This window comes from Sphingomonas sp. TREG-RG-20F-R18-01 (assembly GCF_022662475.1).
In the GTDB taxonomy this organism is placed as follows: Bacteria; Pseudomonadota; Alphaproteobacteria; order Sphingomonadales; family Sphingomonadaceae; genus Sphingomonas.
In genome coordinates, this window is record NZ_JAKNQQ010000004.1 from 336955 (window position 1) to 357972 (window position 21018).

The following is a 21018-nucleotide window of genomic DNA, read 5'->3' on the forward strand; positions in this document are numbered from 1 at the left end:
CATGATTGCCCCGCTCCGCCTTTCGCTCGATACCGCTGCCCTTGTCGCCAATTGGCGCGCGCTGGATCGATTGAGCGGGACCGCGGCGTGCGGCGCGGCGGTCAAGGCCGACGGGTATGGGCTTGGCGCCCGGGGCGTGGTCGAGCGCCTGGCGACGGCGGGGTGCCGGGACTTTTTCGTGGCGAACTGGGGGGAGGCAGCTGCCCTGGCCGATGTGGCGACCGACCGCTCGATCGCCATCTCCGTTCTGCACGGGGTTCGTCAGGACGATATGGCATTTGCGCTGCACGCGAACGCGCGGCCCGTGCTGAGTACCGTGGAGCAGGTCCGGCGCTGGCGCAATGCGGGGGGCGGGCGATGCGACGTGATGGTCGATACCGGCATGAACCGGCTGGGAATCTCCCCAGACGACGTCGCACAAGGCCTTCTGGACGGCCTGGGCATCGACACGCTGCTGAGCCATCTCGCCTGTGCGGACGAGGACGTTCCGGCGAATGCGCGGCAGCGCGACCGGCTGAACGGGCTGCGTGGCGCGACAACGGCGAAGCGGCTCAGCCTCGCCAATTCCGCCGCGATCGCGCTGGGGCCAGACTATGCGTTCGATCTGACCCGGCCCGGCCTCGCGCTCTATGGCGGCGTCCCGCGCGCCGCGCTGGCGGATGTCGTTCGGCAGGTCGCCACCCCGCAGGCGCAGATCCTGCAGCGTCGGACGCTTCGGGCAGGGGACTCGATCGGCTACAATGCGCTCTACACCGCCAGCGTGCCGGTCGAGGTGGCGATCCTCAACATCGGCTATGCGGACGGCTATTGGCGCGGCTTTACCAACACGGGGCAGGCACGGGCGGGCGATGCGGTACTGCCGGTGCTGGGGCGCGTATCGATGGATCTGACCGCGATATCGGTCGATGCCTTCCCGACCCTTGACGAAGGCGACTGGGTCACGCTCGATTTCGCCTTGCCGCGCGCGGCAGCGGCGTCGGGCATGTCGCAATATGAATTGCTGACCGGGCTCGGCCAGCGGTTCGATCGCATCTGGCAGTAAAAGGGCGCCCCCCGCAGGAGCGCCCAATCCGTCGTTGCACGCGCCGGCGTAGTCCTCGCGGGGCAGCAGACACCCAAGACGCAGCGTGACAATCCGGCCCGATCGAAGCCGCTACCGCTCGATGCAGAGCGCGATCCCCATGCCGCCACCGATGCACAAGGTGGCGAGACCCTTGCGCGAATCGCGCTTGGCCATCTCGTAGAGCAGGGTCGTCAGCACGCGTGCCCCCGATGCGCCGATCGGATGGCCGATGGCGATGGCGCCGCCGTTGACGTTGACTCGTTCCGCATCCCAGCCAAGTTCCTTGCCGACCGAAAGCGCCTGCGCCGCAAAGGCTTCGTTCGCCTCGATCAGGTCGAGATCGGCCATCGTCCACCCCGCCTTCTCCAGCGCGCGACGGGTCGCGGGGACCGGCCCGATCCCCATGATCGACGGATCGACCCCGGCCGATGCCCAGCTCGCGATCCGCCCCAGGATCGGCGACCCGCGGCGCTCGGCTTCCGTCCGCGTCATCAGAACGAGCGCGGCGGCGCCATCGTTGAGACCGGATGCGTTCGCGGCGGTGACCGTTCCATCCTTCTTGAACGCAGGACGTACCCCGGCCACGCTCTCGAGCGTCACGCCGGACCGGATATACTCGTCGTCCGCCACGATCGTGTCGCCCTTGCGCGCCTTGATCGTCACCGGTGCGATTTCGTCGCGAAACCGGCCGGCGGCGCGGGCGACTTCCGCCAGGTTTTGCGATCGGACCGAAAACGCGTCCTGGTCTCCGCGCGTGATCTGATATTGCTCGGCCAGGTTTTCAGCCGTGATCCCCATGTGATAGCCGTTGAAGACATCGGTCAGCCCGTCCTTCACCATCGTGTCGATCAGGCTCAGGTCACCCATCTTCTGCCCCCCGCGCAGGGACTGGGCATGGGCGCTCATCGACATGGATTCCTGCCCGCCCGCGACCATGATCGTCGCGTCGCCGCAGGCGATCGACTGCGCCGCCAGTGCGACCGCGCGCAGACCCGAACCGCAGACCTGATTGACGCCCCAAGCCGGAACTTCCTTCGGGATACCGGCCGCCATCGCCGCTTGCCGCGCGGGGTTCTGCCCCTGTGCCGCGGTGAGGACCTGCCCGAGGATCACCTCGGACACGTCTTCGCCCGCGACACCTGCCTGCGCCAGCGCGGCCTCGATCGCGATGCGTCCGAGCTCGTGCGCGGGCGTTGCCGCGAAGGCGCCGAGGAAGCTGCCCACGGGTGTGCGCTTTGCGGCGGTGATGACGATGTCCTGCATGGCGGGCTCCTGGATAAAACTGGGATCGCGGTGAAACGCTGCTCGAAGCGACAGACCCGCTATTTAGGGCTCGGGACCGCGTTTAGCCAGTCCGACAGCGGCTGCCACAGCTGCGCGCGCGCGCCGCTACCGACGATCATGCCGACGTGTCCTGCCCCGATGTCGCGCCGATCGGGGAGATCCGCCGCGGTCGCTGCCGGGACGATCCGATCGTTGCGGGAGACGAAGTCGATCGCCGGGAAGGGCAGTGCCTGCGGCGCGATCGCGGTGCCGGCGACGTGCCAGCGCCCGGAACCCGGAAGGTCGCGTGCGACGAACTCCTCGAACAGCTGGCGGCCCGCGGCGAACGACAGAGCGGCACCGGCATTAGCCCAGTCCTCCATCGCGACAAACTGGCGGAATGCCGGTGTATCGGCCGCGGTGCGCGAGAAGCTTTCGTATTTGGCAATGGTTCGCGCCGGATCGAGTTTCCAGAAGCCACTCTGCAACACTTCCATAGGGACCAGTCCCATGCGCGCGCACGACGGTTCGGCGGCGGTCCAGAGCCGGGCGACATCCGCGCGCGCCGCTTCGCCCAGTCCGGCGAAATGCCAGGGCGCGGCGATCAGCGCGAGCCCGGCGACGCGCGCGCATTGCGCCGCAGCGAGTGCCATCGTCCCGCCCAGACAATAGCCGACCAGAATCGGCGGCTCGGGAAACTTTGCGATCAGTGGGAGCAGGATACGCTCGACATGCTGGCTGATATCAAGCGCCTGGCCCGGATCGGGCGTGCCCCAATCGAGCAGGAACGGCCGGTGCCCCTCCGCCGCCAGCCAGCGCAGCAGCGACCGTTCGGGCAACAGGTCGAGGATATGCGCCGGGTTGATCAGGGAGGGCACGAACAACACCGCGCGGCCGGTCGAGCCCACCGGCGCATACTCCCGGACGCGGGCGTTACCCTTGCGATAGCGCACAGGCGCAGGCTTTGGCGGTAGACCGCGCGGGGCATCCTGATAGGCGCGCAAACCGGCAAGCGCCGCAGACCGTCGGTCCGGCGCGGTTGCGGTCTCGGCGTGCAGCATGTCCAGAAACAGCGGGAGCGGCCGCGGACCGCGTGGCATCGCCGCAAAGCGCCCGTGTTGCAGCGCGGTAACGAATGGTGGTAGGGTCGCGAAGACCATCAGGCGGGAGCCCTTCTCCATGAAGAAGACCATTCCGGGCGACGGCCCGGTGACGATCAAGAAATATGCGAATCGCCGCCTCTATAATACCGAGACTTCGTCTTACATCACGCTGGAACACCTTGCGGCGATGACTCGGGAAGGCCGCGATTTCAAGGTCATCGATGCGAAGTCCGAAGAGGATATCACGCACAACATCCTGACCCAGATCATCATGGAAGAGGAGCAGCGCGGCCAGACCATGTTGCCGGTGCCGTTTTTGCGGCAGCTGATCGCGATGTACGGGGATTCCATGCAGGCGATGGTGCCGGGGTATCTGGAAGCGTCGATGGACAGCTTCCGCCGCAACCAGCAGCAGTTCAAGACCGCGGTGGAGGGGGCTTTCGCCAACTCGCCGTTCGCCGAACTGGCCAAGCAGAATATGGCCATGTTCGAAGTGGCCACCGCCGCGTTCAAGCCCGGCGGGACGCCCGTAATGCCGGGCATGCCGGGAGCCTCGGCTGCAACCGTTTCAAAAGACGAAGAAATTGCTGCGTTGAAAGCCGAGCTCGGCCGGCTGAACGAAAAGGTCGAAAAACTCGGTAGCTGATCGTCTGTTTCATGTGGTGGGCAGGGATGGCGGGTGCGCTGGCGGTGGCGGTCCTTGCAGGCGTCGCCGACTGGCGGCGCTCCCGCCGCGACGATCTCGATCGGGTCGGATGGTTCGACTGGCGAACGGTCCAGATGACGGCACTGCTCGGCGCCGCATTGTGCGTCATTGCTGCGCAGCATTGAGGTCGTGGTCACGCCCCGTCTAGCGGCGCAGCACTACCCGTCCTGCCCAGCGCCGAGCGGTTTTGCTGCGCGGCGGTAAAGCTGGAAACAGGCGGACGCGCCGGCAATCGCACCGTCGATCCACGCGGGACCGCGAACCGCGCCGCGCGCATCGATCGCGGCGAGCAGCGTGCGCCATTCGCCCTTGGCATGGCGCGCCGATAGGAAGGCGACCGGTGCATCCCGGTCGGCACGACTGACGAGCACAGCGCCACCCAGCCGCGATCCCTCCAGCACATAGAGCACGCCCCAGCGCCAGCCCTCGTCGGCCGAATCCTCGAACGCGAGCGGCGCGGGCATGGCGCATCCCAGCTTGTCGAGATCATCGGCCAGCAACGGCGCGCGCGGCCGCCATGTCGGAAGGGTCTCATCGTCGTGGAGAACCGCCTCGGCAGCCCGCGTCGCCCGCGCATGCGCCAGCAGGAAAGCCGTGTAATCGCGCCGGTCGCTCAGATCGAAGCTGCTGTACTCGGTGTCGGTCAGATCATGGAATGGGCGCGTCGCGGCGCGCAGGCGAACTACCGCGCTGGTCATTAAGTGGGACTGCATCGGGGTTCGCTTCTCATGGGTTCCATCGCTGCGACGAATACCATACAAAGCACAAATGCATCGAATCGCAAGAAACAATCGGTTGAGATAGTGCAGGTTCCAGCGGATCTCAGTCTGGCTTTCGCGACGGGTGCGGTCGTGCCGCGATCGTTGCATCAATGGCGCGGCTTTTCCGCAGAGCATGTCGTGACGGGTACGCAACCATATTCGTTTCAGCGTAGCGGCGAAACACAGTATCTGGCGTTGCACGACATGATTTTGGATGATGGTGAAATCGCCATCGACGGCATGGCGACCAATTACACGCGCGACTGGCGCCGATCGGTCAGCTTCATCCCCAAGGGGCGTTCGGCGCAGGGATGGGTGACCCCGGCCTCGCGGAAGAATGCCTTTACCGCCCTGTACTTCGAACCCGCCCTGATCAGCGAAGAGCTTGAGCGCCGCTATACGGTGACGAACCCTGCACCGTTTCTGTTCGTCAGGCCTCCGCCGTTGCAGGCGGCGCTCACGCGACTGGAGACCTTGCTGCTGGCGCCAAACGTCGATGAGATGCTGGCGGAAAGCGTGTGTCTGGTAGCGGCGCTCGAGGTGTTCGGCATCCAGTCCGACCCGGTCGGCGTGGGGTTGTCCGAACGGCATCTCAAGCTGGTCGACGCCTTCGTGGCGGATCATCTGGCGGACGGGATCAGCGTATCCGACCTGGCGGTGCTGTGCGGGCTGAGCCGGTTCCATTTCACCCGGGCGTTCAAGACGGCGACCGGGACGACACCTTATGCCTATGTCACGACCAAACGGATCGATCGGGCGCGCGAGTTGCTGGCCGAATCCGGGCTTGGCATCGAGCACATATCCGGGGGGGTCGGTTTTCCGACGAGCGCACAGTTCCGGCGCGCGTTCCGCGCCCGGGTTGGTTGTTCCGCCCTGGAATATCGCCGCCTGAGACGGAGAATCTGCTAAACCATGTCCGACACCGATCCATCCCTCCCGGATCTCACGATCTGCGACCGCGAACCGATCACTCGGCTGGATCGCATCCAGTCCTTCGGCTTCCTTCTGGCTCTCTCCAACGACTGGACGATTGCCCGCGCCTCGGCGAATACCGCGGAGATGTTCGGCGTTGCGCCCGACATGCTGATCGGCCGGCCGCTCGACAGCGTCATCAGCCGGCAGGCGTTGCACGACATTCGCAACCGGATGACGATCCTGCAGGCGACGTCGAGCGAACGGCTGTACGATATCGGCCTGGTCAACCCGAAGCAGCGCTTCGACCTCAGCCTGCACTATAGCGGCGAGTTGCTGGTGCTGGAGGGCGAACCATCGTTGCCGCAGGACCGGATGGAAGCAGCGTCGATGGTCCGCGCGATGATAGAGCGGTTGAAGCGCATGAAGGCGCTTGGCGAATTCCACCGCGACGCGGCGCGGCAGATCCGCGCGATCACCGGGTTCGAGCGGGTGATGATCTATCGCTTCGAGGACAATGGCGATGGCGACGTCATTGTGGAATCGACCCGGTCGAACATCGAGAGCTTCCTCGGGCTGCGCTATCCGGCGTCGGACATACCGGTGCAGGCAAGAGCCCTGTATCTTGCCAATCCATTCCGGATCATCGCCGACGTTCACGCCCCGACGGTGCCGGTGCTGCCGTTGCGTGGCGGCCCCGAGCAGGCGCTCGACATGACCCATGCCGTTACGCGCGCCGTTTCCCCGGTGCATATCGAATATTTGACCAACATGGGGGTGGGGGCCTCGCTGTCGATCTCGATCATCGTCGAGGGCAAGCTGTGGGGGTTGATCGCCTGTCATCACGGTGCCGCGCGCTGCCCGAGCTTCGTGATGCGCACCGCTGCCGAACTGTTCGGGCACATGTATTCGATGACGCTCGAAAGCCGGCTGCGCGGCGATGCTGCCGCCGCCGAGCGCAGTGCGCGCGAGCTCAGCGACCGGATGATGACCGCGATCGCCGCGGACGAGTCGCTGCTAACCAACGCCGAATGGATCCGCGACATCGTTGGCGGCATGATCCCTTGCGATGGCGTTGCGATCTTTCAGGGTGGGCGGGTATCGCTCAACGGATCGACACCGCCGGAAGAAGACGTCTACGGGATCGCCCGCTACCTCGACACCGCTTCGCCGAGCAGGGTCTTCGATACGAGCGAACTGGCATCGATCGAGCCGCGCTGCGCGCAGTCCGCCGATCGCGCGACTGGGATGCTGTCGATCCCCGTGTCCCGAACGCCGCGCGACTACATCATGCTGTTCCGTCGCGAGATGCTGCAGGAAGTGCGATGGAGTGGGGACCCCACCAAGGCCGTGGTCCAAACCGACGACGGGCTCCGCCTGTCACCACGCAAGAGCTTTGCCGCTTTCGCCAGCATGGTGCGCGGAAAATCCCAGCCTTTTTCAGAAGCCGATCTGCGCCTCGGCGAAGCGGTGCGGGTTGCGATCATCGAGGTGATCCTACGATATTCGGAGGCAGCGAGTGAGGAGCGCCGCCGTTCGACCGAACGCAGCGAATTGCTGATCGCCGAGCTCAACCACCGGGTCCGCAACATCCTGACGCTCGTGCGCGGTCTGATCACGCGGACCGGCCAGAGCGTCAATGGCGTGGCCGAGTACATGTCCGCGCTCAACGGTCGCGTGCAGGCCCTTGCGCGAGCGCACGACTATGTCACCCGCAACGCCTGGGGACCGGCGTCACTGGCATCTCTGTTAGAGGATGAGGTCAACACGCATCGGCGCAACGGGCATGATGTCCTCACCGTCGACGGGCCACCCGTCCAGCTTCACCCGACCGCCATGACGACGATGGCGCTGGTCGTGCACGAACTGGCGACCAACAGTGCCAAATATGGTGCGCTGTCGACCGACGGTTGCATCCACGTGACGCTCGCCATGCGCACGGACGGCGGGCTGGACGTGCGTTGGCGCGAGCGCGGCGGTCCGGCGGTTCAGGCGCCGACCCGACGCGGCTTTGGATCGGTCGTGATCGAGCGGACGGTACCGTTCGACCTGCAGGGGACGGCCGAAGTTCGCTATCTGCTCGGTGGGCTGGAGGCGGACTTCTACCTTCCGGCGAAACACCTCGTTCCGCCGCAGGAGGTTCCAAGCGTCGCCGCGGCGGATGTCGTGTCGCCCCATCGCACGGTGGAACAGAAGGCCAAGGCGAACAGCCCGCTCGCGGGCGCCGCCGTCTTGTTGCTGGAAGACAGCATGATCATCGCGCTCGAGACGGAAGACATGCTGTACGCGCTGGGGGCGGATCATGTGACCACGGCGTCCACCATCGCTGAAGCGGTCGCCTCGGTGGCGTCCAGCCGCTTCGATCTTGCCGTGCTGGATATCAACGTTGCCGGGCAGGTGAGCTTCGATTTCGCCAGGCGCCTGCGAGGAACCGGGGTGCCGTTCATTTTTGCGTCAGGATATGGCGATCAGGTTGCGCTCGACGGCGACGAGGCGGGGGCTGTCGTGCTTCAGAAGCCGTTCGTGCTGGACCATCTTCGGGAGGCCTTGCTTAAGGGCATCGACGGTCGGGTCGACGCATCGTCCGGTCCGGCTGGACTGCCGAAACTGCCAGGGTGATCCGGGCGCCGGCAGCGTAGTTCCGGAAGCGTAGCGACCGTAAGCGTCGCGCCGGTGCGCTTACAGACACGCCTCGAGATACGCCTGGTCGAACCCGAACGTCCGCGCCTTCTCGAGCGTATAGGGGCGCAGGCCCATCGAGCGATATTCGCCGATGATCTTGCCGTCGGCGCTCTCGTCGAGATATTCGAACTTGAACAGCTCCTGCGTGACGATCACCGGGCCTTCCATGCCGATCACCTCGGTGACGTTGGTGACACGGCGCGAGCCGTCGCGCAGGCGCTTCACCTGGATGATCATCTCGACCGAATCGGCGATCTGACGCGAGATCGCCTCCTTGGGCACCTTGATGTCGGACATCATCACCATGTTCTCCATACGCGCCAGCGCCTCGCGCGGGGAGTTGGCGTGGAGCGTGCACATCGATCCGTCGTGACCGGTGTTCATGGCCGCCAACATGTCGAAACATTCGCTGCCACGGATTTCGCCCAGGATGATGCGATCCGGGCGCATACGCAGCGCGTTCTTGACGAGATCGCGGATGCTGATCTCGCCCTGGCCCTCGAGGTTGGCAGGGCGGGTTTCGAGCGGCAGCCAGTGCGGCTGTTGCAGGCGGAGTTCGGCGGCGTCCTCGATCGTCAGCACGCGCTCGCCCGGGTCGATCATCTTGGACAGCGCGTTGAGCATCGTCGTCTTGCCCGAACCCGTACCGCCCGAGATGACGACGTTGAAGCGGCATGCGCCCGCGATCTTGAGCGCGGTCGCCATCTTGGGTGACATCGAGCCGAACCCCGCCATCATGTCGAGCGTAATCGGCTTGGCGGAGAACTTACGAATCGAGATCGCGGTGCCGCGGAGCGACAGCGGCGGTACGATCACGTTGACGCGGCTGCCGTCCTTGAGGCGGGCGTCGGCGAGCGGCGTGGTCTGGTCGACGCGGCGGCCGACCGAGTTGCAGATGCGCTGCGCGATCTGGAAGAGATGTTCCTCGTCGCGGAACTGGATCTGCGCGAGTTCGAGCTTGCCCTTGCGCTCGACATAGGTCTGGTCGGGGCCGTTGACCATGATATCGGTGATGTTCGGGTCGGCGAGCAATTCCTCGAGCGGCCCGAGCCCGAGCAGTTCGTCGACCAGCACCTTCTCGAGCGCGAACTGCTCGCGGCGGTTGAGGGTGAGCTTCAGTTCGGCGAGCACCTCGCCGATGATCGGGCGGAATTCCTCGGCGAGCTCGTCCTTGTCGAGCGTCGCGGCGGCCTCGGGATCGACGCGTTCGAGCAGGCGCGGGAGCACCTGCTCCTTAATCTTGTGGATCGAGCTTTCGAAACCCTCGACCTTGGAATTGCCCGCGTCGCCCGACGATGCCTGGCGATCGGCGAGCCGCTGCATCGCATCCTGCTGGAGCGGGGGAAGGACACCGAACGGATCGAGCTCCGCGGCCGAGATCGGCAGGGGGGGGAATTGCTCACCGCCGGTTTCGGCTTCCGCCGGTCGCGCGCCGCCGCCGCCCTGCATCGGGCGCGCCACGCCGAACGCCGGGCGCGAACCCTGTCCTGCAATTCCAGGACGACGCCCAAATGCACTCATGCCGTCTGATTCCTCATAGCAACGACCGAGCTAGCCGGCAAAACTTGATATTTACCTAATGTGTTAGGGGTCGGAGGTAAGCAGAACGGGGACCGGTGGCCGATCCCGCTCGCTGCCCATTAATCGTGTTTTTACCGCAGTGGCGCAGAGTCAGCCGATGCGGTCACATCCCGAACTTCCTTACGATCGGACTGCGTCACCGATCAATCTTGCCGGTACGCCGCCGCGTCCGCCGTTTCTCGAACGGCATTGGCAAGCGATCTTGCTCGGGCTGGCGTTCGTGATCGGCGTGCCGACGCGACTGATGTCTGGCTATGGTCTGCCGTTGTGGTTCGACGAGACGTTCTCGGCGGTCATCGCGACTCAGCCAAATCTCGGAAGCTTGCTGCGATGGTGTCTCAACGAGCTGACTGGCCCGGCATATTACGTTCCCCTGTGGATATGGGTGAAGGCGTTCGGTGCGAGCGATGTCGCCCTGCGTGCGGCGAGCATGGCCTGCTCGCTTGCGGCACCGCTGGTCATTCTGCGATACGGAAGTGCCGACAGGCTTCTACGGGTGTTTTGGTGCGCGATCGTTCTGCTGTGGTTGCCGGCTCTGATATTCGCGAACGACGCGCGTTCGTACGCGCAGCTCTTCTTGCTGGGTAGTGTACAGGCGATTGCCTTTCTCCACCTGATCCGTGGCCCGTGCACACGACGCGCGCTGTCGTGGACATGCGTCTCGGTGCTGATGGTCCTCACCCATTATTATGCGATCCCGATCGTCGGATCGCAGGGGGTATTGTATCTGCTGCTCGGTCGCCAGCGGGCCATCAAGACATGGCCGGCGTTTCTGCCGGTTTTGCTCCTGTTAGGCTGGATGGCCGTGCACCTGCCCTTCGTGTTCGGCCTGTCGGCTGCGTGCGCGGCGTCGTGTTACGCTCCAACGCCAAACCTGCTGCCCCTGATCCCGCTCCTCATGTTCGGTACCGGTCTGCAAGGCAGTCTGCTCTTGGCGATCATCGGATTGTCCACTGTCGTGCTCCTGGCGAAGGTGCCGCCGAAACGCGGTTCGATCCGCACGATGGGGCTGGCTCCGGAATGGGCGCTGGTCCTGAGTGGCGCGCTGGCCTTCGGCTTGGTTTTGGTCTTTGCAACAGTGCGGCCCGGCTTCGCGCCGCGCTATCTTGCGCCCTGTCATCCTGCGCTGTTGTTCGCAGTAGCGTGGTGGATGCGGTGGTCCATCGACCGAAGCGCGATACCCGTGCTCGCGTTGTTTGCCGCGATGGCAGGCGGCATGCTCCAGGAGACGCGTGCGGCCTTGACCGATACCGCGTTGGATCATCGGCACTTGTTTAACCTCGAACAACCTTCGGCATGGCTGCTGCAGCGGCATCCGGATCGGCTCGTGTTCGCCTTTGCCGATCCGGTCGGCGTGGCTTCATCCGCCACGCCCCTGGGGCGCGCCAATGTCGGCGAGGTTGGCGGGTTCTTCCTGCGCAGGGCGGGGCAGGCCGTCGATGTCGTGGTGGCGGGAAGGGCACATGCGCCGCCATCGAGCAGCGAGGTCCTGTCTCTCGCGGGAACAGATCCGCGTAGCGCAATACTCTGGATCGGAAACGATTTCAGCTCGCCCAGTCATATCGTCCCGACGCTTGCCGAGGGATCCTGGGAGTGCAGGGACTTCGGTAAGCCGATGGCGACGGTCGTGGCGTGCCGTCGTAAGCGTTAGGCGACGCGCTCGGCGAGGACGGTCAAGCCGCGCGCGCTGACTTCGGCGAAGCCGCCTTCGATCGTGATCGTCTCGGGCGTGCCGTCGGGCGTGCGATAGACCGACAGTGCGCCGTCGCGGATCGTCGACATGACGGGCGCATGGCCTTCAAGCACGCCGAAGTCACCCTCGGTGCCGGGGACGACGACCATGTGGACCGATTCCGAGCGGACCAGCTTTTCAGGCGTGACGAGTTCGAAGTGCAGCATCGTATCTCTCTCTTCGCACCTCCCCTTTAGGGGAGGGGTTGGGGGTGGGGGGTGTCTCACCGAGCGTCAGCACTGCTGGACTGCCCCACCCCAACCCCTCCCCCGAGGGGGAGGGGCTTTAGTAGCTTAAGCTTCCTTGGCCATCTTCTCGGCCTTGGCGACGACTTCGTCGATCCCGCCGACCATGTAGAAGGCGCTCTCGGGCAGGTGATCGTAATCGCCGTCGACGACGGCCTTGAACGACTTCACGGTATCTTCGACCTGGACGAACTTGCCGCTGATGCCGGTGAAGACTTCTGCGACGTGGAACGGCTGCGAGAGGAAGCGCTGGATCTTGCGCGCGCGGCTGACGGTCGATTTATCTTCTTCCGAAAGCTCGTCCATGCCCAGAATCGCGATGATGTCCTGGAGCGACTTGTAGCGCTGCAGCGTCTCCTGGACGCGGCGGGCGGTGTCGTAATGCTCCTGGCCGACGATCGCCGGGGTCAGCACGCGCGAGGTCGAATCGAGCGGATCGACGGCCGGGTAGATGCCCAGCTCCGAAATCGCGCGGTTGAGGTTGGTCGTCGCGTCCAAATGGGCGAACGAGGTTGCCGGCGCCGGATCGGTGAGATCGTCTGCGGGAACGTAGATCGCCTGCACCGAGGTGATCGAGCCCTTGTTCGTGGACGTGATGCGCTCCTGCAGCGCGCCCATGTCGGTCGACAGCGTCGGCTGATAGCCCACGGCCGACGGAATACGACCGAGCAGTGCCGACACTTCCGAACCCGCCTGGGTAAAGCGGAAGATGTTGTCGACGAAGAACAAGACGTCCTGGCCTTCGACGTCGCGGAAATATTCGGCGATCGTCAGGCCCGACAGCGCGACGCGGGCGCGTGCGCCTGGCGGCTCGTTCATCTGGCCGAACACGAGCGCGACCTTCGAGCCCTCGGGCGTCGGGTTGCCGTCGGCGTCCTTGGCGATCACGCCTGCGTCGAGGAACTCGTGGTACAGATCGTTACCCTCACGGGTACGCTCGCCGACGCCTGCGAACACCGAGGTGCCGCCGTGGCCCTTGGCGATGTTGTTGATCAGTTCCTGGATGAGCACGGTCTTGCCGACGCCGGCGCCGCCGAACAGGCCGATCTTGCCGCCCTTTGCGTAAGGCGCGAGCAGATCGATGACCTTGATGCCGGTGACGAGAATCGCGCTCTCGGTCGACTGGTCGACGAAGAGGGGTGCCGGTGCGTGGATCGGCATCGTGTCGGTGTGGCCGACCGGACCGCGCTCGTCGATCGGCTCGCCGATCACGTTGAGAATGCGCCCGAGCGTCTGCGGGCCGACGGGGACGCGGATCTGCGAGCCGGTGTCGGTGACTTCCTGGCTGCGGGTGAGACCCTCGGTCGAATCCATCGCGATCGTGCGGACGGTGTTCTCGCCGAGATGCTGCGCGACTTCGAGCACGAGGCGGTTGCCGTTGTTCGACGTCTCGAGCGCGTTCAAGATCGCGGGGAGGCGGTCCTGCTCGAACGTCACGTCGACGACGGCGCCGATGACCTGGCTGATGCGGCCGACGCTGTTGGTGGTAGCCTTGGGGGGCGTGGTCATTTCGGGGGCGGTTGCCATGATTCTTTCCTCGTATCGACTGCTTAGAGCGCTTCGGCGCCCGAGATGATTTCGACCAGCTCGGTCGTGATCGCGGCCTGACGTGCGCGGTTGTACTGGATGCTGAGACGCTTGATCATATCGCCCGCGTTGCGGGTCGCATTGTCCATCGCGGTCATGCGCGAACCCTGCTCCGACGCTGCGTTCTCGAGCAGCGCGCGGAAGATCTGGATCGCGACGTTGCGCGGGAGCAGATCGGCGAGGATCGTTTCCTCGTCGGGCTCATATTCGACCGCCGCGCCACCGTCCGAAACCGGAGCGGCGTTGGTGTCGATCGCGACCGGGATGATCTGGTTGCCGACCGGGGTCTGGACCAGCGCCGACTGGAACTTGGCGTAGAACAGATGCGCGATGTCGAACTCGCCCGCTTCGAAGCGCGCGATGACGTCATCGGCGATCGCGCGGGCGTCCGTGAACGACACCGTCTTGATGTGGCTCATTTCATGATCGGCGGCGATCTGCGTCGGGAAGAAGCGGCGGATGACCCGGCCCTTCTTGCCCGCGACGTAGAACTTGACGGTCTTGCCCGCGGCTTCGAGTTCCTCGGCCTTGCGGCGTGCGGCGCGGACGATGTTCGAGTTGAACGCGCCCGCGAGGCCACGCTCGCTGGTCGCGATGATCAGCAGATGGACCTGGTCCTTGCTGGTGCCCGCGAGCAGCTTGGGGCTCGATTCGCTGACCGAGACCTTCGACGCGAGGCTCGCCATCACCTGCTCGAGCCGCTCGGCATAGGGGCGACCGGCGACGGCCGCTTCCTGCGCGCGACGCAGCTTGGCAGCGGCGACCATCTTCATCGCCTTGGTGATCTTCTGCGTCGACTTCACCGAGCCGATGCGGATCTTGAGGGCCTTTAGGCTTGCCATTCTCGTCCTTCTTCTCCCTCTCCCCCCCGGGGAGAGGGTCGGGGAGAGAGGCAGTCACAAACTTACGTCCGCGTTACTGCCCTCTCCCGACTTCGCTTCGCTCGTCTGCCCTCTCCCCGTGGGGGAGAGGGAGAAGTTTACGCAAACGTCTTCGAAAACGCACCCAGCGCGGTCTTCAACGCCTCGGTCGTGTCCTTGGACAGGTCGCGCTTGTCGCGAATGTCCTTGAGGAGATCGGCGTGATCGCTGCGCATCGTCGACAGCATCGCCTGCTCGTAGCGGACGACCGCGTTGACCGGGACCGTATCGAGGAAGCCGTTGGTGCCCGCGAAGATCGACACGGTCTGCTCCTCGAACGGCATCGGCTGGAACTGCGCCTGCTTGAGCAGCTCGGTCAGACGTGCACCGCGGTTGAGCAGGCGCTGCGTCGACGCATCGAGATCCGAACCGAACTGCGCGAACGCCGCCATTTCGCGATACTGCGCGAGCTCGAGCTTGATCGAGCCCGAGACCTTCTTCATCGCCTTGGTCTGCGCGGCGGAGCCGACGCGCGACACCGACAGGCCGACGTTGATCGCCGGGCGGATGCCCGCGAAGAACAGGTCGGTCTCGAGGAAGATCTGGCCGTCAGTGATCGAGATCACGTTGGTCGGGATGTAGGCCGACACGTCGCCTGCCTGCGTCTCGATGATCGGGAGCGCGGTCAGCGAGCCGCCGCCTTCCTTGTCGTTCATCTTCGCCGCACGCTCGAGCAGACGCGAGTGGAGATAGAAGACGTCGCCCGGATAGGCTTCGCGGCCCGGCGGGCGGCGCAGCAGCAGCGACATCTGACGATACGCGACGGCCTGTTTGGAGAGATCGTCATAGACGATGACCGCGTGCATGCCGTTGTCGCGGAAATACTCGCCCATCGCGCAACCGGTGTAGGGCGCGAGGAACTGGAGCGGGGCAGGGTCGGAGGCGGTCGCCGCGATGACGATCGAGTAATCCATCGCGCCCTGCTCGGTCAGCGTGCGGACGAGCTGTGCGACGGTCGAACGCTTCTGGCCGACCGCGACGTAGATGCAATAGAGCTTCTTCGACTCGTCGTCGCCCTGATGCGCTGCCTTCTGGTTGATGAAGGTGTCGATCGCGACCGCCGACTTGCCGGTCTGGCGATCGCCGATGATCAACTCGCGCTGGCCGCGGCCGACGGGAACGAGCGCGTCGATCGCCTTGAGCCCGGTCTGGACCGGCTCGCTGACCGACTGGCGCGGGATGATGCCCGGTGCCTTGACTTCGACACGGCTGCGCTGGTCCGAGACGATCGGGCCCTTGCCGTCGATCGGGTTGCCGAGGCCGTCGACGACGCGCCCGAGCAGACCCTTGCCGACGGGGACGTCGACGATCGTGCCGGTCCGCTTGACGACGTCGCCTTCCTTGATCTGGCTGTCCGAGCCGAAGATCACGACGCCGACATTGTCGGCCTCGAGGTTGAGCGCCATGCCCTGCACGCCGTTCGAGAATTCGACCATTTCGCCCGCCTGGACGTTGTCGAGCCCGTGGATGCGCGCGATGCCGTCACCGACGCTGAGCACCTGACCGGTTTCCGAGACCTGCGCCTCGGTGCCGAACGATGCGATCTGGTCCTTGATGACCTTCGAGATTTCTGCGGCGCGGATATCCATTACGACTTCAGCCTTTCATCGCGTGCGCGAGGGTGTTGAGACGGGTGCGGATCGACGAATCGATCATCTGCGAGCCGATCTTGACGACCAGCCCTCCCAAAAGTGCGGGGTCGACCGACAGGTCGACCGAAACGTCGGTCCCGATCCGGGTGCGCAGCTGCTGCTTGAGCGCGTCGACCTGATCGTCCGAAAGCGGATGCGCCGACGTGACCTCTGCGGTCGTCTCGCCGCGGTGGCGTGCAGCCAGATCGCGGAACGCACGAATGATCGCGGGCAATTGCGGCAGGCGGCGGTTGTCGGCGAGCACGCCGAGGAACTTGCCCGTCGTGTCGTCCACGTCGATCATCTCGGCGGCTGCGGCGACTGCCTTGGCAGCGGCGGCGCGCGAGATCACCGGGCTGGCAACCAGCGCGGCGAATTCGTCCGATTGCGCAAGCGCTTCACGCACACGTCCGAGGCTCGCCTCGACTGCGTCGATGCTACGGGTGTCTCGGGCAAGCTCGAACAATGCGGTGGCATAACGTCCGCTTAAGCTTGCTTGAATACCGCCGGATGTCTCCACGCGATTGGGATCCTCTTGGACGTCATAAGGTGGCCCCATGGGGAATGAAGGCGGCAAAACGCGCCTCCAGATGGGTTGCCGGTTCGCTAGCATCGGGTCGCGGGCGATGCAAGCCGTGCGCTGAAATGCGTCCGGAGCGGGACGACTTTCCTGTGGAATTTCTTTTAACTGTAATATTCAGTTAACTACCTGTCAGGCCCTTGCTGCGCATTAGCCGCGGCATGAAGACCCCTTCGCTTCGGCCGCACGTCCGCTCGCTCAAGGCATTGTTGCGCCGCTTTCTCGTCAAATGGGCGGAGGGTGGCCGGAACATGCGGGTGCAGCTGCGCCGCATCGTCGGCGCGCTGCTGGCGATCCAGGCTTTGTTTGCGGTCACGTTGCTGGGGACCACCCTCGCCACAAGCCACCGGGTCAACGCGCTGGTGGTGGACCGGCTGTATCCGATCGGCGAATTGCAGCGGATCAACGCCAGCTATGGCACCGCGCTGCTTACCGCCAACAAGGTCCGCAGCGGTAATCTGTCGGCGGTAGGCGCGATCGAGACGATCGCGGCGTCGCGCCGCCTGATCGCTACGGATTGGGACGCCTTTACCCGTCACAGGTTCGATGTCGGCCGCTCGGACGAGGTGGCACAGGTTGCGACGGCGCGGCACGATGCCGATGCTGCGCTGGACAAGCTGCTGGCATTGCTGCGCGGGGGACATGTCGACCAGCTCGATTTTTTCCTGAGTGGCGCGATGTACAGCGCGATCGACCCGCTGACCGTATCCAGCGCCACCTTGATCGAGGATCTGCGTGCCGATGCGATGCGCGAGCGGCAAGCGCTCGACCGGGGTTTCGGCCAGATCTATCTGCTCGTGACGCTGATCACGGTGGGGGCGGTCCTCGTTTCGATCTGGGGGATGCGAATGCTGTCGCTGCGGGTCGAGCGTCCGCTGGCGCAGATTGCCGCCGCGACGCGCGACATCACGTTGGAACGCGCCGAGGCAATCATCCCTGCGCTCGATCGCACCGACGAGATTGGCGAGATCGCACGCGCGCTCGCCTTCGCGCGCGACCGGTCGGCGGAGGCGCGACGCATGAGCGAGCAGGCTCGGAGGACCGCCGATGCGCTCAACGCCAATGAACGTCGCGAGGATGCCGCACGGTCCCGTCGGGCGGCGCATCTGGAAGCCCTGTTCCAGAAGTTCGAACAAGAGGCGGGGTCCTCGGTCCGGCGGCTTGCCTCGGCGGGTCCAGCGCTGCGCCAGACGGCCGGGGCGATGGCAGACGAGGCCGGAACCACCCAGGAGCAGGCGATGGCAACCGCCGCGCTGACCGAACAGAGCGCCACCAACGCGCGGACGATCGCGCATTCGGCGGCTGCGCTTGCCGGGGCGATCGACCAGATCAGCCGGGAGGCGAACGAATCGCGCGCCAGCGTGGCAACCGTGCGGTCGCGGACGCTGGAGGGACGCGATCGCGCCGAATCGCTGGGGGCGTTGGTGGCCGAAATCTCCGGGGTGCTCGATATGATCGCAGCGGTCGCGGGCCAGACCAATCTTCTGGCGCTCAACGCGACGATCGAAGCGGCGCGGGCGGGCGAGGCCGGGCGTGGCTTCGCGGTCGTCGCGGACGAAGTGAAGGGACTGGCGCGCCAGACGCAGCTCGCGGCGGGTCGGATCGAGGGGCGGTTGGATGCGGTGCGAATCGCGACGGGCACCGTTCTGGCGACGATCGAATCGGTCAACGGCCTGGTCGCCGAGCTCGATCGTTCGTCTGCGAACGTCGCGCAGGCGGTCGACCAGCAGCGCGGCATGACCCAGGCGATCGCGCACGCCATCGCCGAGGTCGAGGACGGCACGGCCGACGCCGCCGCCAATATGCAGACGCTGCGCGAACGCGCCGAGCGCTCGCGCCATAGCGCCGACCAGGTTACGCGCACTGCTGGCGACGTTGCCGGCGGCGTGGAGGCGCTGCGCAGCCAGATCAACGGCCTGATCGCGGACGTACGCGCGGCGTGACGTTCGTCGCCGGCCGTGCTGGCGTCAGGCACCGTCACCCCCGCGAAGGCCAGGGCGTTGGCTTCGGGGCAACCGGTGTGCGTCATGATCAAGCGGCCGCGCCTGCGCGAGACCTCTGCGAAAGTCGCTCGATCTCACATCCGTCACCCCGGCGAAGGCCGGGGCCGTGTTGTTACCCGGGCGCGGCGAGACGGCTGAGTGCGGTATCACCGGTTTCGCCCCCTTACATGGCGGCCCCGGCCTGCGCCGGGGTGACGGAAAGAGGCAATGGCGCGACTTTCGAAGAGGTCTCGCTTCCGCCGGGGTGACGGGCGGGGGCCGCGGAGCACGTTCGCAAGTGTCTGGCGCTGCGCCGGGACGAGGACCCTTTGCGGTGGAAACCCAGCGCGACAGGACACACCCCCTAGACCACCGCTGGCGGCGCGGTATGGGCAGGCACCCCCAGCAGGAGCGACTCACATGTCCGCCACCACCACCAAGATGACCATGTCCGACGGCGCCGAAATCGCAGTCTACCACGCGCAACCCGAGGGGACGCGCCGCGGCGGCCTCGTGCTCGTGCAGGAAATCTTTGGCGTGACCGATCACATCCGCAGTCTGTGCGACGGCTATGCCGCCGACGGCTTCGAGGTGCTCGCACCCGCCGTGTTCGACCGCGAGCACCCCGGGTTCGAGGCCGAATATTCCGGCGAAGGCTTCGCGCGCGGCGTCGAGCTCGCGAGCAAGCTCCACCCGTTCGAACTCACGCTCGCCGACGTCCAGACCTGCATCGATTCGCTTGCCGACAAGGGCCCGGTGTTCGTCGTGGGCTATTGCTACGGCGGCTCGGTCGCGTGGAAGGCGGCAACCAGCCTGCGCGGCGTCGCGGCTGTGTCGGGCTATTACGGGAGCATGATCCCCGATGCCGCTGACGAGGAGCCCAAGGTTCCGACGATCCTCCACTTCGGCAAGAAGGACGATCACATTCCGCTCGCCGGCGTCGAGAAGGTCATCGCGAAGGACTGGGCCAACGCGACCGTCTACCTCTACGACGCGGGCCACGGCTTCAACTCCGATCGGCGCGACGATTATGACGCGGAGAGCGCCAAGCTCGCCAAACAGCGCACGCTCGACCTGTTCGCCGCGAACGGCGGCTGACGCTTTGAGCGCAACCGGCGGGATGTGATCGCATCCCGCCGAAGCGTATAGCGTCGGCATGACGCAGACCTTCCTCCTCGATCCCGCGATGGCGTGGGCCGCGTTCGAAGCGCGGGATCGCCATAGCGACGGCCGCTTCGTCGGCGCGGTGAAGACCACCGGCATCTACTGCAAGCCGAGCTGCCCCGCGCGTCACCCGAAGCGTGAGCACGTCACCTTCTATCGCGATCCCGCCGAGGCGCGGGCCGCCGGCTATCGCGCGTGCCTGCGCTGCAAGCCCGACGAGGTCGGGCGCGACCGGATCGCGGTCGCGCGCGCGGTCGCGTTGCTCGAGGCGGCGGAGGACATGCTCGCGCTCGACGATCTCGCGGCGCAGGTCGGTTATGCGCCGCACCATTTCCATCGCCTGTTCAAGCGCGCGACCGGGGTGACCCCGGCGGCTTATGCGCGCGGTCTGCGGGCGCGGCGGGCGGCCTTGGCATTGACGGGAGACACGAGCGTGACCGAGGCGATCTACGAAGCGGGCTATTCGGCGCCGAGCCGCTTCTATGAGGATGGCGCGAAACGGCTGGGGATGAGCCCGAGCGCATGGAAACGCGGCGGGGCCGGGGTTACGATCCGCTGGACGATCGCGGACACCAGCCTCGGCGCGATGCTCGTCGCGGCGACCGACAAGGGCCTCTGTCGCGTGTCGTTCGACGAGGACGAGACTGCGCTCCGCGCACGCTTTCCCGAGGCCGAGATCCTGCCTGGGGGCGCTGCGCTCGCGACGCTTGCCGCGCAAGTGGTCGCCAGCGTCGAATCCCCGGATCGCGACCAGGATCTGCCGCTCGACGTGCAGGGGACCGCATTTCAGGAAGCGATCTGGCAAGCGCTCCGCGCGATCCCGCTTGGCGAGACGCGCAGCTATGCCGAATTGGCGGCGATGGTCGGCAATCCGGCAGCCGTGCGCGCGGCGGGGACCGCGTGCGGTGCGAATCCGGTCTCGATCGTGGTCCCATGCCACCGTGTCCAGCGTGGCGATGGGACATTGGGCGGCTACGCCTACGGGATCGATCGGAAGGTGGTGCTGCGTAAGCGCGAGGGGGTACCTTAAGGGCCGCCTGGATTTTGGAAAGCGAAGAGGGGGCACCACACTCCGGCGCTGACAAGGCAGGCGCCCCCCGCCATTG

18 protein-coding genes are annotated in these 21018 nt (G+C 65.7%); 9 read left to right on the top strand and 9 right to left on the bottom strand.

Going from position 1 to position 21018, the window contains the following annotated elements; all coding sequences use genetic code 11:
* The first annotated feature begins 1 nt into the window (after nt 1).
* Nucleotides 2-1042, top strand: a complete 1041-nt coding sequence (locus L8K25_RS13775) for an alanine racemase (RefSeq protein ID WP_242139558.1) — start codon at nt 2-4, stop codon at nt 1040-1042.
* A gap of 111 nt (nt 1043-1153) precedes the next feature.
* On the opposite strand, the gene L8K25_RS13780 is transcribed toward L8K25_RS13775, so the two are convergent.
* Both L8K25_RS13780 and L8K25_RS13785 read right to left on the bottom strand, forming a co-directional pair.
* Nucleotides 1154-2326 (bottom strand): acetyl-CoA C-acetyltransferase, encoded by a 1173-nt coding sequence (locus L8K25_RS13780; protein WP_242139559.1) that lies wholly within the window; start codon nt 2324-2326, stop codon nt 1154-1156.
* 59 nt (nt 2327-2385) lie between these two features.
* Complete coding sequence (locus tag L8K25_RS13785) at nt 2386-3426, bottom strand: alpha/beta fold hydrolase (protein WP_242139619.1); 1041 nt, start codon at nt 3424-3426, stop codon at nt 2386-2388.
* A 79-nt stretch (nt 3427-3505) separates the two neighbouring features.
* Here L8K25_RS13785 and phaR point away from each other — a divergent pair, with 79 nt between their 5' ends.
* Nucleotides 3506-4075 carry a polyhydroxyalkanoate synthesis repressor PhaR gene (gene phaR / locus L8K25_RS13790; RefSeq protein ID WP_242139560.1) on the top strand — a complete coding sequence of 190 codons (570 nt, stop codon included), beginning with the start codon at nt 3506-3508 and terminating at the stop codon, nt 4073-4075.
* 11 nt (nt 4076-4086) lie between these two features.
* Nucleotides 4087-4260 carry a hypothetical protein gene (locus L8K25_RS13795; protein ID WP_242139561.1) on the top strand — a complete coding sequence of 58 codons (174 nt, stop codon included), beginning with the start codon at nt 4087-4089 and terminating at the stop codon, nt 4258-4260.
* Between the two features lie 33 nt (nt 4261-4293).
* Here L8K25_RS13795 and L8K25_RS13800 read toward each other — a convergent pair whose 3' ends face one another.
* Nucleotides 4294-4833 carry a biliverdin-producing heme oxygenase gene (locus tag L8K25_RS13800; RefSeq protein WP_242139562.1) on the bottom strand — a complete coding sequence of 180 codons (540 nt, stop codon included), beginning with the start codon at nt 4831-4833 and terminating at the stop codon, nt 4294-4296.
* 3 nt (nt 4834-4836) lie between these two features.
* Between L8K25_RS13800 and L8K25_RS13805 the strand changes: the two genes are divergently transcribed.
* Nucleotides 4837-5805 carry an AraC family transcriptional regulator gene (locus tag L8K25_RS13805; protein WP_242139563.1) on the top strand — a complete coding sequence of 323 codons (969 nt, stop codon included), beginning with the start codon at nt 4837-4839 and terminating at the stop codon, nt 5803-5805.
* A 3-nt stretch (nt 5806-5808) separates the two neighbouring features.
* Nucleotides 5809-8427 (top strand): HWE histidine kinase domain-containing protein, encoded by a 2619-nt coding sequence (locus L8K25_RS13810; RefSeq protein ID WP_242139564.1) that lies wholly within the window; start codon nt 5809-5811, stop codon nt 8425-8427.
* Between the two features lie 60 nt (nt 8428-8487).
* On the opposite strand, the gene L8K25_RS13815 is transcribed toward L8K25_RS13810, so the two are convergent.
* Nucleotides 8488-10011: a CpaF family protein gene (locus L8K25_RS13815; RefSeq protein ID WP_242139565.1), complete on the bottom strand. Its 1524-nt coding sequence runs from the start codon at nt 10009-10011 to the stop codon at nt 8488-8490.
* A 262-nt stretch (nt 10012-10273) separates the two neighbouring features.
* Here L8K25_RS13815 and L8K25_RS13820 point away from each other — a divergent pair, with 262 nt between their 5' ends.
* Nucleotides 10274-11722 (top strand): hypothetical protein, encoded by a 1449-nt coding sequence (locus L8K25_RS13820; RefSeq protein ID WP_242139566.1) that lies wholly within the window; start codon nt 10274-10276, stop codon nt 11720-11722.
* Here the strand turns inward: L8K25_RS13820 and L8K25_RS13825 are convergent.
* From L8K25_RS13825 to L8K25_RS13845, 5 genes are all read right to left on the bottom strand, one after another.
* Nucleotides 11719-11970: an ATP synthase F1 subunit epsilon gene (locus L8K25_RS13825; RefSeq protein ID WP_131527320.1), complete on the bottom strand. Its 252-nt coding sequence runs from the start codon at nt 11968-11970 to the stop codon at nt 11719-11721. The genes L8K25_RS13820 and L8K25_RS13825 overlap by 4 nt on opposite strands.
* A 126-nt stretch (nt 11971-12096) precedes the next feature.
* Nucleotides 12097-13557, bottom strand: coding sequence for a F0F1 ATP synthase subunit beta (atpD, locus tag L8K25_RS13830; RefSeq protein ID WP_242139620.1), 1461 nt, complete (start codon nt 13555-13557; stop codon nt 12097-12099).
* A 41-nt stretch (nt 13558-13598) separates the two neighbouring features.
* On the bottom strand, nt 13599-14477 hold the full coding sequence (locus L8K25_RS13835; protein WP_242139567.1) for a F0F1 ATP synthase subunit gamma: 879 nt from the start codon (nt 14475-14477) through the stop codon (nt 13599-13601).
* Nucleotides 14478-14614: 137 nt separating this feature from the next.
* Nucleotides 14615-16144 carry a F0F1 ATP synthase subunit alpha gene (atpA, locus tag L8K25_RS13840; RefSeq protein WP_242139568.1) on the bottom strand — a complete coding sequence of 510 codons (1530 nt, stop codon included), beginning with the start codon at nt 16142-16144 and terminating at the stop codon, nt 14615-14617.
* A gap of 7 nt (nt 16145-16151) precedes the next feature.
* Nucleotides 16152-16706, bottom strand: coding sequence for a F0F1 ATP synthase subunit delta (locus tag L8K25_RS13845; protein WP_242139569.1), 555 nt, complete (start codon nt 16704-16706; stop codon nt 16152-16154).
* Nucleotides 16707-16927: 221 nt separating this feature from the next.
* On the opposite strand from L8K25_RS13845, the gene L8K25_RS13850 reads away from it, so the two are divergent.
* From L8K25_RS13850 to ada, 3 genes are all read left to right on the top strand, one after another.
* Nucleotides 16928-18709, top strand: a complete 1782-nt coding sequence (locus L8K25_RS13850; RefSeq protein WP_242139570.1) for a methyl-accepting chemotaxis protein — start codon at nt 16928-16930, stop codon at nt 18707-18709.
* Nucleotides 18710-19168: 459 nt separating this feature from the next.
* Nucleotides 19169-19846 carry a dienelactone hydrolase family protein gene (locus L8K25_RS13855; RefSeq protein ID WP_242139571.1) on the top strand — a complete coding sequence of 226 codons (678 nt, stop codon included), beginning with the start codon at nt 19169-19171 and terminating at the stop codon, nt 19844-19846.
* 58 nt (nt 19847-19904) lie between these two features.
* Complete coding sequence (ada, locus tag L8K25_RS13860) at nt 19905-20942, top strand: bifunctional DNA-binding transcriptional regulator/O6-methylguanine-DNA methyltransferase Ada (protein ID WP_242139572.1); 1038 nt, start codon at nt 19905-19907, stop codon at nt 20940-20942.
* The last annotated feature ends 76 nt before the right edge of the window (nt 20943-21018 follow it).